At 60.4% G+C, this 15474-nt stretch carries 14 protein-coding genes; 9 read left to right on the top strand and 5 right to left on the bottom strand.

What is annotated here, in order from left to right; genetic code table 11:
• The first annotated feature begins 43 nt into the window (after positions 1–43).
• Positions 44–907, top strand: coding sequence for an MBL fold metallo-hydrolase (locus QMK54_RS13930; RefSeq protein ID WP_320402747.1), 864 nt, complete (start codon positions 44–46; stop codon positions 905–907).
• Here QMK54_RS13930 and QMK54_RS13925 read toward each other — a convergent pair.
• Together QMK54_RS13925 and bkdR are read right to left on the bottom strand one after the other, a co-directional pair.
• On the bottom strand, positions 898–2598 hold the full coding sequence (locus QMK54_RS13925; protein ID WP_223594823.1) for a hypothetical protein: 1701 nt from the start codon (positions 2596–2598) through the stop codon (positions 898–900). The two genes, QMK54_RS13930 and QMK54_RS13925, sit on opposite strands and share 10 nt — an antisense overlap.
• Before the next feature lie 139 nt (positions 2599–2737).
• Complete coding sequence (gene bkdR, locus QMK54_RS13920; protein WP_046037311.1) at positions 2738–3226, bottom strand: Bkd operon transcriptional regulator BkdR; 489 nt, start codon at positions 3224–3226, stop codon at positions 2738–2740.
• Between the two features lie 185 nt (positions 3227–3411).
• Between bkdR and QMK54_RS13915 the strand changes: the two genes are divergently transcribed.
• The 5 genes from QMK54_RS13915 (at position 3412) to QMK54_RS13895 (ending at position 9664) form a co-directional block, all read left to right on the top strand.
• Positions 3412–4647: a 3-methyl-2-oxobutanoate dehydrogenase (2-methylpropanoyl-transferring) subunit alpha gene (locus tag QMK54_RS13915; RefSeq protein ID WP_110659431.1), complete on the top strand. Its 1236-nt coding sequence runs from the start codon at positions 3412–3414 to the stop codon at positions 4645–4647.
• 1 nt (position 4648) lies between these two features.
• Positions 4649–5713: an alpha-ketoacid dehydrogenase subunit beta gene (locus QMK54_RS13910; protein ID WP_103393722.1), complete on the top strand. Its 1065-nt coding sequence runs from the start codon at positions 4649–4651 to the stop codon at positions 5711–5713.
• On the top strand, positions 5714–6985 hold the full coding sequence (locus QMK54_RS13905; protein ID WP_320402746.1) for a dihydrolipoamide acetyltransferase family protein: 1272 nt from the start codon (positions 5714–5716) through the stop codon (positions 6983–6985).
• An 18-nt stretch (positions 6986–7003) separates the two neighbouring features.
• Positions 7004–8386 carry a dihydrolipoyl dehydrogenase gene (gene lpdA, locus QMK54_RS13900; RefSeq protein WP_110659433.1) on the top strand — a complete coding sequence of 461 codons (1383 nt, stop codon included), beginning with the start codon at positions 7004–7006 and terminating at the stop codon, positions 8384–8386.
• Positions 8387–8644: 258 nt separating this feature from the next.
• The gene (locus QMK54_RS13895) at positions 8645–9664 is read left to right on the top strand and encodes a branched-chain amino acid aminotransferase (protein ID WP_110659434.1); all 1020 of its coding nucleotides are present in this window, start codon (positions 8645–8647) and stop codon (positions 9662–9664) included.
• Between the two features lie 284 nt (positions 9665–9948).
• Here the strand turns inward: QMK54_RS13895 and QMK54_RS13890 are convergent, their stop codons facing one another.
• Positions 9949–10722: an ArsR/SmtB family transcription factor gene (locus QMK54_RS13890; RefSeq protein ID WP_223594817.1), complete on the bottom strand. Its 774-nt coding sequence runs from the start codon at positions 10720–10722 to the stop codon at positions 9949–9951.
• A 79-nt stretch (positions 10723–10801) separates the two neighbouring features.
• Between QMK54_RS13890 and QMK54_RS13885 the strand changes: the two genes are divergently transcribed.
• Positions 10802–11923: a cytochrome P450 gene (locus QMK54_RS13885; protein WP_320402745.1), complete on the top strand. Its 1122-nt coding sequence runs from the start codon at positions 10802–10804 to the stop codon at positions 11921–11923.
• A gap of 7 nt (positions 11924–11930) precedes the next feature.
• Here the strand turns inward: QMK54_RS13885 and QMK54_RS13880 are convergent, their stop codons facing one another.
• Together QMK54_RS13880 and QMK54_RS13875 are read right to left on the bottom strand one after the other, a co-directional pair.
• On the bottom strand, positions 11931–12407 hold the full coding sequence (locus tag QMK54_RS13880; RefSeq protein ID WP_320402744.1) for an MEKHLA domain-containing protein: 477 nt from the start codon (positions 12405–12407) through the stop codon (positions 11931–11933).
• Positions 12408–12429: 22 nt separating this feature from the next.
• Positions 12430–12768, bottom strand: coding sequence for an FKBP-type peptidyl-prolyl cis-trans isomerase (locus QMK54_RS13875; protein WP_110658650.1), 339 nt, complete (start codon positions 12766–12768; stop codon positions 12430–12432).
• Positions 12769–12941: 173 nt separating this feature from the next.
• On the opposite strand from QMK54_RS13875, the gene QMK54_RS13870 reads away from it, so the two are divergent.
• Positions 12942–14015, top strand: a complete 1074-nt coding sequence (locus QMK54_RS13870; protein WP_110658649.1) for a sensor domain-containing diguanylate cyclase — start codon at positions 12942–12944, stop codon at positions 14013–14015.
• 154 nt (positions 14016–14169) lie between these two features.
• Positions 14170–15474 carry an MFS transporter gene (locus tag QMK54_RS13865; protein WP_110658647.1) on the top strand — a complete coding sequence of 435 codons (1305 nt, stop codon included), beginning with the start codon at positions 14170–14172 and terminating at the stop codon, positions 15472–15474.

The following is a 15474-nucleotide window of genomic DNA, read 5'->3' as shown; positions in this document are numbered from 1 at the left end:
CAACCCATCGCTGACTTTTCTACTCCTGCCCAGGTTCGTGCCCATGCCCGCGCTGATTGAAGCTTTCCTCGACCCCGCCTCCTCGACCTACAGCTACGTGGTCTACGAGGCTAATGGCGGGCAGTGTGCGATTGTCGACCCCGTGCTCGACTACGACGGTGCGGCCGGGCGTACCGCGACCACCCAGGCTGACAAAATCATCGCCTTCGTCCGTGCCCACAGACTGCAAGTGCAATGGCTGCTGGAAACCCACGCCCATGCCGATCACCTGTCCGCCGCGCCGTATCTGCGCGGGGAATTGGGCGGCAAGATCGCCATTGGCGAGTCGATCAGCAAGGTCCAGGACGTGTTCAAGGCGCTGTTCAATCTGGAGCCCGCCTTTCGCGTCGACGGTTCGCAGTTCGATCAGCTCTTCGCCCCCAACGAATCGTTCATGATCGGCAACCTCAAGGCGACCGCCCTGCACGTGCCCGGCCATACTCCGGCGGACATGGCCTACCTGATCGACGGAGATGTGATTCTGGTGGGCGATACGATGTTCATGCCCGACGTCGGCTCTGCCCGCTGCGATTTCCCCGGCGGCAACGCCAACCAGATGTTCGCGTCGATCCAGAAATTGCTGGCTTTCCCCGCCAGCGTGCGCCTGTACGTTTGCCACGACTACCCGCCCGAAGGACGCGCTCCCGAATGCATGACCACCGTCGGTGAACAGCGCAAACACAACATTCACGTACGCGACGGTATCGACGAAAACGCCTTCGTGGAAATGCGCACCCGGCGCGATGCGGGGTTGGGGATGCCGACACTGCTGCTGCCGGCGATCCAGGTGAATGTGCGGGCGGGGAATTTGCCGCCGGCGGAAGACAATGGTGTGACTTACTTGAAGATTCCGATCAATCAGTTGTGACTGCCGGGCTGCACCTCCTGCTTGCGCCACTGCCGGGACGCCGCGCTGTAGGTAAACGCGAGAACCTGACCGGGAGAGATGACATGTTCAAGCTCATCCGTACCCTGGGAGTGACTGATTCGGGTGGTGTAGGGTGCGTCGCACACGAACAGCACCACACTGTTGGCTGGAGCTGCCGCCGGCAAGTACACCAAGGGCGCGTAATTGCCGACCGACAATGTATAGCGAACGAATTTCTCGCCGTCGCAGGGCGCCGCAACCACATGCCCGTGCTCATTCGGCGAGCAATCGCGCACCTGCAACGCCCATTGGCGCGAACCATCAAGACACACCAGGGCAACCACCTCCCCCTTGGATAAACGGACGCCAGGCAGCGGAACATCACTGCCACGCAGATCCAGTTCACATTCCGCGTCCGCGTCCGAGCAAATCAGCAACCGGTGTGGCTCTTCATCAAGAATCGGCGGCAGCGCCACTGTTTCAGTCCAGTGCGAGTCATTGATCTGCAAGATCATATGCCGGGCGCTTGGCATGCCTTGAACGCCAATACTCGTCGGGCTGGCCTGTACAACATCAGGAATGCCCAACGCTCGGCGGCGGAACTGGTTGGCATAGATGATGTTGTCCACCAAACGATGCCGTAACGACCAATCGCAATTGATGATGTAGTACTTCATGATCGGAGAACTGGCATTGCCTGCAGCAAACCACGACATCAACGACCCCGAAATATCTTTGGCGCCGTCGAATGGAAAACTCATGCGATGGGCTTGAATGGCCCGCAATTCACCCAAGGGTTTGGTTTCATTGCCGACCCGATCAATAAACGCTTTGAGCTCACGATCCGACGGCGTATTCGAGCCTATCCAGCGTTGATTGACGCCGTTCCAAAAAAGCGCATCCCTGGGATAGGCGTTGTATGAAATGACGACATTTTTATAGTTTGGCAACGCCCATATTTGCGACACCGTCAGATCTCGATACACAGGCGATATGATCGATTCGCCCAAATAGGATTTTATTATTCCAGCTAGTTCACGATGGGCACCGGCCGTAAAATTCCTGAACTGATGAAAATTCAGAATCACGATCTCGCGTTTAGTGTCCCAATCAGAGCTTTGACGAAACATGCGCACAGCATCGAGAATATCGCCCTGGACCGTTCGCCCGTTGTTTGTTGAATGAAAAATCGAATAACGCCGTGGATCACCAACCAGGTATCCCCAATAATACTGAACCCTGAGATCCAGCACTCGAATACCGGCATTCAATTGATGGTACGGTGCAACGTCCTGACATACCTCTAGACTAGGGGTAGACGCTGCTTGTTTGTCGAAACCCGAATTGTGGGTACCGGGCAGAATTGCCATATGAATCGGCAAGTTGTTGACCACACCGTATGCGCGCATCCAGTGGGTACGAATGTTGTTGAAGGGTTTGCATATCCCGCCACTCCAACTTCCTCCCGGGCACCAACCAGCGGTAATTCCAATATCGCTATCCATGGCAGATGGACCCGGCCCACCGTCCAGAGCGGCCTGGATATCCATTAAGTCAGTTCCACCCATATCCTCGACAAACGGATCAAAAACAGGAGGAACATATTCTTTTATATTTCCGTAATCATCCAGATCATCAGGATTGACGTCCAGCGAGCAGGCCAAAGCAATTTTATCTAATACAGGCTTCATTATGTTTCACTCTAGTTAATCAATAGTGGAGAGCAAAACATAAAGAAAACTGCATCACACAAACATGAGTTCAAACTGTAGAGCGGCGCTGTACAGCTGTGACTTATTGCATCAGTAAAAACAGTGACACCGCCAATCCTTATTTATCCAGCGTCAACCCATTGGCCGGCAATGGCAGCGCCGTTTTATAGCGCACCTGTTTGAGCGCAAAACTCGACCGGATGTTCGCCACCCCCGGCACTTTGGTCAGAAAGTCCATCATGAAACGCTCCAGCGACTGGATCGTCGGCACCAGAACCCGGATCAAGTAGTCCGGGTCGCCGGCCATCAAATAGCACTCCATCACCTCGGGGCGATCGGAAATCGCTTCTTCGAAATGCTGCAACGCCTCCTCCACCTGCTTCTCCAGGCTGACGTGAATGAACACGTTCACATGCAAACCCAGCAGGTCGGCATCCAGCAGCGTCACTTGCTCGCGAATCACCCCCAGTTCTTCCATGGCCTTGACCCGGTTGAAACACGGCGTCGGCGACAGGTTCACCGAACGCGCGAGATCGGCGTTGGTGATGCGTGCGTTCTCCTGAAGGCTGTTGAGAATGCCGATATCGGTACGGTCCAGTTTGCGCATGAGACAAAACCACCTGCTTTTTGTGTTTATGCAGGTTTTTTATCTGCAAATGATCTTTAGCGCAACGAAACAGAGAGAAATATTCTTCTTGGGCGGGCCTATGATTGTTGTAGGACAAGATTTCTTCTACCGAACGAAATCTGTCAGCTCACTACAAGAAATTCACAAGATCGAGCGTAGAAGCCATGACCCAAGCGTATGAACCGCTGCGCCTGCACGTCCCCGAACCCTCGGGCCGTCCCGGCTGTAAAACCGACTTCTCCTACCTGCATCTGACCGATGCCGGCACGGTGCGCAAACCCCCAATCGACGTTGAACCGGCTGACACGGCTGACCTGGCCCGTGGCCTGATTCGCGTGCTCGACGACCAGGGCAATGCCCTTGGGGCGTGGGCCGAAAACGTGCCGGTAGAGATCCTGCGCAAGGGCATGCGCGCCATGCTCAAGACCCGCATCTACGACAACCGCATGGTCGTCGCCCAGCGTCAGAAAAAGATGTCGTTCTACATGCAGAGCCTCGGCGAAGAAGCCATCGGCAGTGCCCAGGCCCTGGCCCTGAACATCGACGACATGTGCTTCCCGACCTACCGCCAGCAAAGCATCCTGATGGCCCGCGACGTACCGCTGGTCGACCTGATCTGCCAGCTGCTGTCCAACGAGCGCGATCCGCTCAAGGGACGTCAGTTGCCAATCATGTACTCGGTCAAGGAGTCCGGTTTCTTCACCATCTCCGGCAACCTCGCCACCCAGTTCATCCAGGGTGTGGGCTGGGGCATGGCCTCGGCGATCAAGGGCGACACCAAAATTGCCTCGGCCTGGATCGGCGACGGCGCTACCGCCGAATCGGACTTCCACACCGCCCTGACGTTCGCCCACGTGTACCGTGCGCCAGTGATCCTCAACGTGGTCAACAACCAGTGGGCAATCTCCACCTTCCAGGCGATTGCCGGTGGTGAAGCGACCACCTTCGCCGGTCGTGGCGTCGGTTGCGGCATTGCCTCCCTGCGGGTCGACGGCAACGACTTCTACGCTGTTTATGCCGCTTCCGCCTGGGCCGCCGAACGTGCCCGCCGCGGTCTGGGCCCGACCATGATCGAATGGGTCACCTACCGCGCCGGCCCGCACTCGACCTCCGATGATCCGTCGAAATACCGCCCTGCCGATGACTGGAGCCACTTCCCGCTGGGCGATCCGATCGCGCGGCTCAAGCAGCACCTGATCAAGGTCGGCCAGTGGTCCGAAGAGGAACACGCCGCCGTCAGCGCCGAGCTGGAAGCCGAAGTGATCGCCGCACAGAAAGAAGCCGAGCAATACGGCACCCTCGCCGGCGGCCAGATTCCAAGCGCCGCGACCATGTTCGAAGATGTCTACAAAGAGATGCCGGAGCACTTGAAGCGCCAGCGCCAAGAGTTGGGGATCTGACATGAACGATCACAACAACACTATCGAGCTAAGCACGGAAACCGCCATGACCACGACCACCATGACCATGATCCAGGCCCTGCGCTCGGCCATGGATGTGATGCTTGAACGTGACGACAACGTCGTGGTCTTCGGCCAGGATGTGGGCTACTTCGGCGGCGTGTTCCGCTGCACCGAAGGCCTGCAGAACAAGTACGGCACCTCGCGGGTGTTCGACGCGCCGATCTCCGAAAGCGGCATCGTCGGAGTCGCCGTGGGCATGGGCGCCTACGGACTGCGGCCGGTCGCCGAGATCCAGTTCGCCGACTACGTGTACCCGGCCTCCGACCAGATCATTTCCGAAGCTGCCCGCCTGCGTTATCGCTCGGCCGGCGAGTTCACTGCCCCGATGACCCTGCGCATGCCTTGTGGCGGCGGCATCTACGGTGGCCAGACCCACAGCCAGAGCATCGAGGCGATGTTCACCCAGGTCTGCGGCTTGCGCACGGTGATGCCGTCCAACCCGTACGACGCCAAGGGCCTGTTGATCGCTTCCATCGAAAACGATGACCCGGTGATCTTCCTTGAGCCGAAACGCCTGTACAACGGCCCGTTCGACGGTCACCACGACCGCCCGGTAACCCCGTGGTCGAAACACCCCGCCGCGCAAGTGCCGGACGGTTACTACACCGTGCCGCTGGATGTCGCCGCGATCACCCGTCCGGGCAAGGACGTGACCGTGCTGACCTACGGCACCACGGTCTACGTCTCGCAAGTCGCTGCCGAAGAATCCGGCGTCGATGCGGAAGTCATCGACCTGCGCAGCCTGTGGCCGCTGGACCTGGAAACCATTGTCAAATCCGTGAAGAAAACCGGCCGCTGCGTCGTGGTTCACGAAGCCACCCGCACCTGCGGTTTCGGCGCCGAACTGGTGGCGCTGGTGCAAGAGCATTGCTTCCACCACCTGGAAGCGCCGATCGAACGCGTCACCGGTTGGGACACCCCTTACCCGCACGCGCAAGAGTGGGCGTATTTCCCAGGGCCGTCCCGAGTGGGCGCGGCGTTGAAACGGGTCATGGAGGTCTGAATGGGCACGCACGTTATTAAAATGCCGGACATTGGTGAAGGCATTGCAGAAGTTGAATTGTCGGTATGGCACGTCAAGGTCGGCGACATGGTCGTCGAAGATCAGGTCCTGGCCGATGTGATGACGGATAAAGCGATGGTGGATATTCCGTCGCCGGTGCATGGCAAGGTCATCGCCCTTGGCGGCCAGCCAGGTGAAGTCATGGCGGTCGGCAGTGTGCTGATCAGCATTGAAGTCGAAGGCGCGGGCAACGTTAAGGAATCGGCGCAACCGGCCCCTGTGAAACCAGCGCCTGTCGCAGCGCCGAAAGTCGAAGCCGTGGTGGAAAGCAAACCGGTCGCCGCCCCAGCGCCGAAAGCTGCCGTATGCCAGGGCCCGATGGTCGCTCGCGCAGCCGATGAACGCCCACTGGCTTCCCCGGCCGTGCGCAAGCATGCCCTGGACCTGGGCATCCAGCTGCGTCTGGTGCGTGGCAGCGGCCCGGCCGGTCGCGTGCTGCATGAAGACCTCGACGCCTACCTGGCCCAGGGTCAGTCGAATGCATCGACGGTCAGCAGCGGCTACACCCAGCGCACCGACGAACAGCAGATCCCGGTGATCGGCATGCGTCGCAAGATTGCCCAGCGCATGCAGGACGCCACCCAGCGCGCCGCCCACTTCAGTTATGTCGAAGAAATCGACGTCACCGCCGTGGAAGAGCTGCGCGCGCACCTCAACGAAAAACACGGCGCGACCCGCGGCAAGCTGACCTTGCTGCCGTTCCTGGTCCGCGCGATGGTCGTCGCCCTGCGCGACTTCCCGCAGATCAACGCCCGCTACGACGACGAAGCCCAGGTCATCACCCGCCTCGGCGCGGTGCATGTCGGCATCGCCACCCAGGCCGACATCGGTTTGATGGTGCCGGTGGTGCGTCACGCCGAAGCCCGCAGCCTGTGGGACAACGCGGCGGAAATTTCCCGCTTGGCCACTGCCGCACGCAATGGCAAGGCCAGCCGCGATGAACTGTCCGGCTCGAGCATCACCCTGACCAGCCTTGGCGCCTTGGGCGGCATCGTCAGCACGCCGGTGCTGAACCTGCCGGAAGTAGCGATCGTCGGCGTGAACAAGATCGTCGAACGGCCAATGGTGATCAAAGGCCAGATCGTGATCCGCAAGATGATGAACCTCTCCAGCTCCTTCGATCACCGCGTGGTCGACGGCATGGACGCGGCGCTATTCATCCAGGCCATCCGTGGCCTGCTCGAACAACCCGCCACGCTCTTTGTTGATTAAGCATTTGTGGAGAAAGTCATGCAAACTTTGAACACCACGCTGCTGATCATCGGCGGCGGCCCTGGCGGCTATGTGACGGCGATCCGTGCCGGTCAGCTTGGCATCCCGACCATTCTGGTGGAAGGCCAATCGTTGGGCGGTACCTGCCTGAACATCGGCTGCATTCCGTCCAAGGCACTGATTCACGTCGCCGAGCAGTTTCATCAGACCCGGCACCACCATCAGCTTTCGCCCCTGGGCATCAGCGTTTCCGCGCCGACGCTGGACATCACCAAGAGCGTCGAATGGAAAGACGGCATCGTCGATCGCCTGACCACCGGCGTCGCGGCGCTGCTGAAAAAGAACAAGGTCCAGGTCATTCAAGGCTGGGCCAAGGTGGTTGACGGTAAAACCATCGATGTTGGCGACACGCGCATTCTGTGCGAGCACCTGGTGCTGGCCACCGGTTCGAAAAGCGTGAACCTGCCGATATTGCCGATTGGCGGGCCGATCATCTCGTCCACCGAAGCCCTGGCGCCGACCTCCGTGCCAAAACGACTGATCGTGGTCGGGGGTGGCTACATCGGCCTGGAGCTGGGTATTGCCTACCGCAAGCTCGGCGCCGAAGTCAGCGTGGTGGAAGCGCAGGAGCGCATCCTGCCGGCCTACGACGCCGAACTGACTCAACCGGTACACGACGAGCTGAGAAAACTCGGCGTGAAGCTTTACTTGAAACATAGCGTGCAAGGCTTTGATTCAGAAGCAAATACCTTGCAAGTACTGGCCCCGAACGGCGCGACCCTGAACCTGGAAACCGATCAAGTGCTGGTGGCCGTCGGTCGCAAGCCGAACACCCTGGGCTGGAACCTCGAAGCGCTGAACCTGGACATGAACGGTTCGTCGATCAAGATCGACCACCGCTGCCAGACCAGCATGCGCAACGTCTATGCCATCGGTGACCTGAGCGGCGAACCGATGCTCGCGCACCGGGCCATGGCCCAGGGCGAAATGGTCGCCGAGCTGATCAGCGGCAAATCCCGCGAGTTCAACCCGACCGCCATCGCCGCCGTGTGCTTCACCGACCCGGAACTGGTGGTGGTCGGCAAGACCCCGGACGAGGCCAACGCCGCGGGTCTGGACTGCATCGTGTCGAGCTTCCCGTTCGCCGCCAACGGCCGGGCCATGACCCTGGAGTCGAAAAGCGGCTTCGTGCGCGTGGTCGCCCGTCGCGACAATCATGTGATTGTCGGCTGGCAGGCGGTGGGCGTCGGCGTATCGGAGTTGTCGACCGCGTTTGCGCAAAGCCTGGAAATGGGCGCGCGGCTGGAAGACATCGGCGGCACCATCCATGCGCACCCGACGCTGGGTGAGGCGGTGCAGGAAGCGGCGCTGCGTGCATTGGGGCATGCGTTGCATCTGTGATTCAGGGCGATTGATGGTGGCTGTAATGGCCTCTTCGCGAGCAAGTCGAATCGTCGCACCGCCGCTCCCACAGGGGGAATGCATTCCAAATGTGGGAGCGGGCTTGCTCGCGAATTCTCAAGGTCAATGCGAATTATCTGCCGATCAGCCGATAGTCTGGGCTGCGATTTAGCCCAAGAATGAAGTATTGTTGTGCCCATCCAAAAAACGTCAGAAGCCTTGAACCGTTTCGGCGGTTGTTAAGTGATAGAGGGTGTCATGGGTAACGAAAGCATCAATTGGGACAAGCTGGGTTTTGACTACATCAAGACCGACAAGCGCTATCTGTCGTACTTTCGCAATGGCGAGTGGGACAAAGGCACCCTGACCGAAGACAATGTGCTGCACATCAGCGAAGGCTCCACTGCCCTTCACTATGGCCAGCAATGCTTCGAAGGCATGAAGGCCTATCGTTGCAAGGACGGCTCGATCAACCTGTTCCGCCCGGACCAGAACGCCCTGCGCATGCAGCGCAGCTGCGCGCGCCTGCTGATGCCGCTGGTCGACACCGAGCAGTTCATCGAAGCCTGCAAGGAAGTGGTCCGTGCCAACGAGCGTTTCATTCCGCCGTACGGCACCGGCGGCGCGCTGTACCTGCGTCCGTTCGTGATCGGCGTGGGTGACAACATCGGCGTGCGTACCGCGCCGGAGTTCATCTTCTCGATCTTCTGCATCCCGGTTGGCGCCTACTTCAAGGGCGGCCTGACCCCGCACAACTTCCAGATCTCCAGCTACGACCGCGCCGCGCCACAGGGCACCGGTGCCGCCAAGGTCGGTGGCAACTACGCCGCCAGCCTGATGCCGGGCTCCAAGGCCAAGAAAGCCCACTTCGCCGACGCCATCTACCTGGATCCGATGACCCACACCAAGATCGAGGAAGTGGGTTCGGCCAACTTCTTCGGGATCACCCACGACAACAAGTTCGTGACCCCGAACTCGCCATCGGTACTGCCGGGCATCACCCGTCTGTCGCTGATCGAGCTGGCCAAGACCCGTCTGGGCCTGGAAGTGGTTGAAGGTGACGTGTTGATCGACAAGCTCTCCGACTTCAAGGAAGCCGGCGCTTGTGGTACCGCTGCGGTGATCACGCCGATTGGTGGCATCGACTACAACGACCACCTGCACGTGTTCCACAGCGAAACCGAAGTCGGCCCGGTCACCCAGAAGCTCTACAAAGAGCTGACCGGCGTGCAAACCGGCGACATCGAAGCGCCAGCGGGCTGGATCGTCAAGGTTTGACCTGACGCCAGACGCACAAAAGCCCCCCATCGAGTGATCGATGGGGGGCTTTTGTTTGCATTGTACTGACAAACCCACCACGCCCCCTGTGGGAGCGGGCTTGCTCGCGAAGGGGCCGTCAGATTCGACATCATCATTGCCTGACACACCGCTTTCGCGAGCAAGCCCGCTCCCACACTGGTTTTGTGTCGTTCGCAGATCTTGTGCGCCCTGTAAACCCCTGTGGGAGCGGGCTTGCCCGCGAAGGCAGTATGTCGGCCACCGCAGAAACAACCGGAAAAATGCTATTGATCGTTAACGGACACCCCCGTTGTGGTCGGAGCCGCCGCAAGCGGTGATCTTTTCCCGTTACCTTCAACCAGCAGCGGCAACTCAAACCCAAACCGCCTCGCCATTTCCCTGCGCCCCAACGCCGTCAACGCCAACGCCCGACTGTCCAGATCCTGCGTCACCCACTTGCGCTTGAGCGCCGTTTGCAGCAAGGCCGCGCCCAGCGATCCTCCCAGATGTGGTCGGCGCATGCTCCAGTCCAGGCACGGGCAGGCAAAGCGGCGGCGCAAGGTGCTCAAGTCCTGTACCTCGATCCCAAGCCCCTGAAACATTGCCGAACCACTGTCACTCAAGCGATAGGCCTGTTCGTCGGTTTCCTCCAGCCAGCCCGCTTCAAGCATCCGGTCATGCAACAGCACGGCCAGGGTGCCTGCCATGTGGTCGTAGCAGGTGCGGGCAAATTGCAGGCGATCCGGGGTACGCGACTGGAAGCCCGGCGCGGTGTTCTGGCCGATCACCATCAGCGCTTCCAGGGCCTGGGCCACGCGTTTGTCCGCGAGGCTGTAATAGCGGTGACGTCCCTGGACGTGCAGCCGCACCAGCGCCAGCTCCTTGAGTTTGGCCAGGTGGGCACTCGCGGTCGACGCGCTGACTTCGGCCACCGCCGCCAGTTCGGTACTGGTGCGGGCGTGGCCGTCCATCAGCGAACAGAGGATTTTCGTCCGCGCCGGCTCAGCGATGGCTGCCGCCACCTGCGAGACGCCGGTGTCGTGTTGTTCTGCGCTCATATTTCGCTCCCGGACGAATCAACAGCCTTTCGGACTGGAGATAGTAGCAACACTTTCCAACAACAAAAGGCTGTGACCCATGGACCCGATCATCGCTGCGACCCATTCCGATCCCTATCCCTACTACGCACAACTGCGTGCCGAGGGTGGGTTGGTTTTTTATCCGGGGCTGAACATGTGGCTGGCCAGCAGCGCCCAAGCGGTGGCCGCCGTGCTGGCGCATCCCGATTGCCACGTTCGACCGGCGCAGGAGCCAATCCCCAAGGCGATTGCCGACGGCATGGCCGGCCAGGTGTTCGGTCAATTGATGCGCATGAATGAGGGCGAGCGCCAGCGTTGCCCACGGGCGGCGATTGCGCCGGGGCTGGAATTGATCGATGCGCAGCAAGTCGAGGCCCTGGTCAGCGCCCGATTGATCACCGCCGACGCCGCTGGCCTGTACAACGCCATGTTCCGCGGACCGGTGTGCGTGGTGGCGGCGTTGCTGGGCTTCACCCCGGCCCAGGGTCGCGCCATCAGCGAACTGACGGCGGATTTCGTGGCCTGCCTGTCGCCCCTGAGCAGCCCCGCACAACTGGCTGCCGCCCATGCCGCCGCCGAACAGTTGAGCGGTTACTTCATCGAATTGCTCGACGATCCGCACAACCACAGCCATCTGCTTGCAGGAATCCGCCAGCGCTTCGCCGCCGACGCAACGCCATCGTTGATCGCCAACCTGATCGGCCTGTTCTCCCAGACCTTCGAGGCCACGGCCGGGCTGATCGGCAATGCCTTGCTGGCACTGATTCAACACCCGTCGTTGCGCAGTGATTCAACCCACATCGAAGACCTGGTGGCGGAAGTGCAGCGCTTCGACCCGCCGGTACAGAACACCCGCCGCTTCGTCGCCGCCCCCTGCGAGATTGACGGCGTGGCTCTGAATGCCGGTGATGTGATCCTGGTGCTGCTGGCCTCGGCCAATCGCGACCCGCAACTCAACGACAACCCCGACGCATTCCTGCTCGAACGCCCGAACCGGCGCAGCTTCACTTTTGGTGCGGGGCGCCATCAATGTCCGGGGCAAACACTGGCGCTGAGCATTGCTGGCGCTACCGTCCGGCAAATTCTGGCGATGCGGCCGGCACTGGATCGCCTGATCTGGCATTACCGCCCGTCCGCCAATGGACGAATTGCGCTGTTCTCGGATTGGCCAGCCGCGTGATCGACGATCAGCCCAACTGCCCAACCCGTGCAGCATCCGGCCAGAACAACGCCGCCTGCCCCACCCGCCCACCGTGTTGATCGATGAGCGTCCACACCTTGCCTTCATGAATCATGAAGGCATTCCCTTGCCGATCCACCCGATAGCCACTGTAACCATGAGCAATGCCATGGGCCGTGACCTGCTCCAGCAGGGTCTGGCGCACCGCGCGATCCAGTGGCGAGGCGCTGAAGCGTGACGGCATGCCCAGAAACTCCGGGCGCGGGTACTTGAAGCAGGCCAGCGCCTGTTCATTGGCGTAGAAAAACACAGGATCGTCTTCAGTGCCGTGGGCCAGCAGACTGTAGGGCGCGTGGGCGTGCAACCAGTGCAGGCGTTCCAGTGCGGTCAGCGACTGCGGCGCTGGCAGGTGTTCGCCGGTCCAGTGCCGATAGGACTCGTCCAGCAGTTCGATGGCCGTGGCGTATTCATCGTTGCGCAACATGCATTCTCCCTGACAAACGCGGTCAATCATCCCGCGTCAGCACTTCCAGCAATTCAATTTCGAAGATCAGGTTCGAATTCGGCGTGATCTTGCCCATGGTGCGTTCGCCATAGGCCAGGTGCGCCGGCACCAGCAATTTGCGCTTGCCACCGACCTGCATGCCCATGATGCCCTGGTCCCAGCCCTTGATGACCCGCCCGGTGCCGATCACGCACTGGAAGGGTTTGCCACGGCTGTAGGAGGAGTCGAATTCAGTCCCGTCCTCCAACCAGCCACGGTACTGGGTGGTGATCAGTGCGCCTTTTACGGCGGCTTTTCCTTCACCCAACTGAAGATCGATTACCTGAAGCTCGTCATTCATTGAATTCACTCGTATGCTCACTCGCCCTCAAGGGCCTGATGGGCGCCGTTTTCCCAGATTTGCCGTCGGTTGGCAACCCTTGCCGTCTCCGCGCGCGGCGATTAAAGCTGTTTGCTGAACTAAGATAATCAACTACGACCCGTACGGTTCAACGCCCTGATGGCCATGCCCGAATGATCATGCTCTGGACCAGCGCCATCCTTGGTTTTATGACGCTCACCCTGATCGTCGTGTTGATCTGGCGCGTACGCTTGCTGCAAAAGCAACTGGCGCAGTACCGCACGATCATCAATAACCTGTCCGAAGGCCGGAACATCCACCAGGATGGCGACGCCGAGCGCTTCAAGCGCAGCCAGTATTTCGCTCGCATCGGCACTTGGGATTGGGATGTCGACACCGACCGTTTGTACTGGTCAGATGCCATTTTCGGCATGTTCGGCTTCAAGATCGGCGAAGTTACGCCCTCTTATGCGCTGTTCTGCTCCTGCGTGCACCCGGACGACCGGCTCAGGGTTCGCGCCGGCGAACTGCGCTGCCTGGAAACCGGCGAAAACCATGATGAGGAATACCGCGTGGTCTGGCCCGACGGCACGATCCGCTGGCTGCGCGAAACCGGCAACGTGGTCAAGAACGACCATGAAGAAACGATCAAGATGATGGGCGTGGTACGCGACATCACCGAAGAAAAGGCCTCGGCCAGCTACCTCAAGCACCTGGCCCATTTCGACCCGCTGACCGGCCTGCCCAATCGCCTGGTGCTCGAAGAGCGCCTGTCCGAAGCGCTGGAGCAGGCGCGCATCAGCGCCACGCGGGTGGCCCTGGTGTTTGTCGATCTCAATGGCTTCAAGGTCATCAATGACCGCTATGGTCATGCGGCCGGCGACCGCGTGCTGGTCACTACCGCGACACGACTCAAGCGCATTCTGCGTGGCACCGACACCGTCGCCCGGATCGGTGGCGACGAATTCGTGGTCATCCTCCAGGACTTGCCCCAAGGCAAAAGCCTGCAAGACGAAGCGCGCACCATCTGCCAGAAAATCTTCGTCGAGCTCTCCCCGCCCATCACCATCGGCAACGACCAGCGCCACATCGGCACCAGCCTGGGCGTCGCGGTGTTCCCCGATCACGCGCCGAGCATCGACCGCCTGCTGCACATTGCCGACCTGGCGATGTATGAAGCCAAGCGCAGCGGGAACAATCAGTATCGATTGGGCACCGACAGCGTGGTGCGAGCACATAGCCAATAGTCTATCCCCACGCAGGCATTGATCCACTTCACACATCAATGCATGCCAACAATGCAATTAACATATCGATAGCCCTGCTCCACTATCCGCCTCAATAAGAACCGTGCGCCGCATCCAACCGGCGCACGTCATAAAAGCGGTGGAGTACAGGTCAATGACAGCATCAATCCAACGGTCCGCGACTACCGGTCGCTCCCGGGCCAGCGCGATCTTCCGGGTCACCTCGGGCAATTTCCTCGAACAGTTCGACTTCTTCCTTTTTGGCTTCTATGCCACGCAGATCGCTGCCGTGTTCTTTCCGGCCAGCAGCGAATTCGCCTCGCTGATGATGACCTTCGCGGTGTTCGGCGCAGGCTTCCTGATGCGTCCGCTGGGCGCGGTGGTACTGGGTGCTTACATCGATGACGTGGGCCGGCGCAAAGGCTTGATCCTGACCCTGTCGATCATGGCCAGCGGCACCATTCTGATTGTGCTGGTGCCCGGTTACGAAACCATCGGCTTGTTCGCCCCGGCCCTGGTGCTGATCGGGCGGCTGCTGCAGGGCTTTTCCGCCGGTGCGGAACTGGGTGGCGTGTCGGTGTACCTGGCCGAAATCGCCACGCCCGGCCACAAGGGATTCTTCACCAGCTGGCAGTCGGGCAGCCAGCAAGTGGCGATCATCGTCGCCGCTGCGCTGGGTTACGCCTTGAACCAGTGGATGGCACCGAGTGTGATTGCCGACTGGGGCTGGCGGATTCCGTTCTTCGTCGGCTGCATGATTGTGCCCTTCATTTTCCTGTTGCGCCGCAACCTGGAAGAAACCGAAGAATTCGCCACCCGTAAACATCGCCCGAGCATGGGTGAAGTGTTCCGTACCCTGGGGCAAAACTGGCTGATCGTGTTCGCCGGCATGATGATGGTCGCGCTGACCACCACCGCGTTCTACCTGATCACGGTGTACGCACCGACCTTCGGTAAAACCGTGCTGCACCTGAGCACGTCCGATGCGCTGCTGGTGACCTTGCTGGTCGGCGTTTCGAACTTCATCTGGCTGCCGATTGGCGGCGCGCTCTCGGACCGTATCGGTCGACGCCCGGTGTTGATCGCCATGGCGTTGCTGGCCATCGCCACCACCTATCCGATGCTGACCTTTCTGGTCAACGCGCCCAGCTTCATGCACATGCTGCTGGTGCTGTTGTGGCTGTCGTTCATCTACGGCCTGTACAACGGCGCGATGATCCCGGCGCTCACGGAGATCATGCCCGTGGAGGTTCGGGTGGCCGGCTTCTCCCTCGCCTATAGCCTGGCCACGGCCGTGTTCGGCGGGTTCACCCCGGCGATGTCGACCTTGTTGATCCAGTACACCGGCGACAAGGCCGCGCCCGGTTACTGGATGAGCTTTGCAGCACTGTGCGCGCTGTGCGCGACGCTGATGCTCTATCGCCGCGCCTCGAATCATCTGCATCCGGTGGCGTCGTGA

The sequence above is a fragment of the Pseudomonas sp. P5_109 genome, assembly GCF_034009455.1.
Taxonomy (GTDB): Bacteria; Pseudomonadota; Gammaproteobacteria; order Pseudomonadales; family Pseudomonadaceae; genus Aquipseudomonas.
Note: the sequence above shows the minus strand (reverse complement) of the source record. Positions and strands in the feature narration are given on the sequence as shown.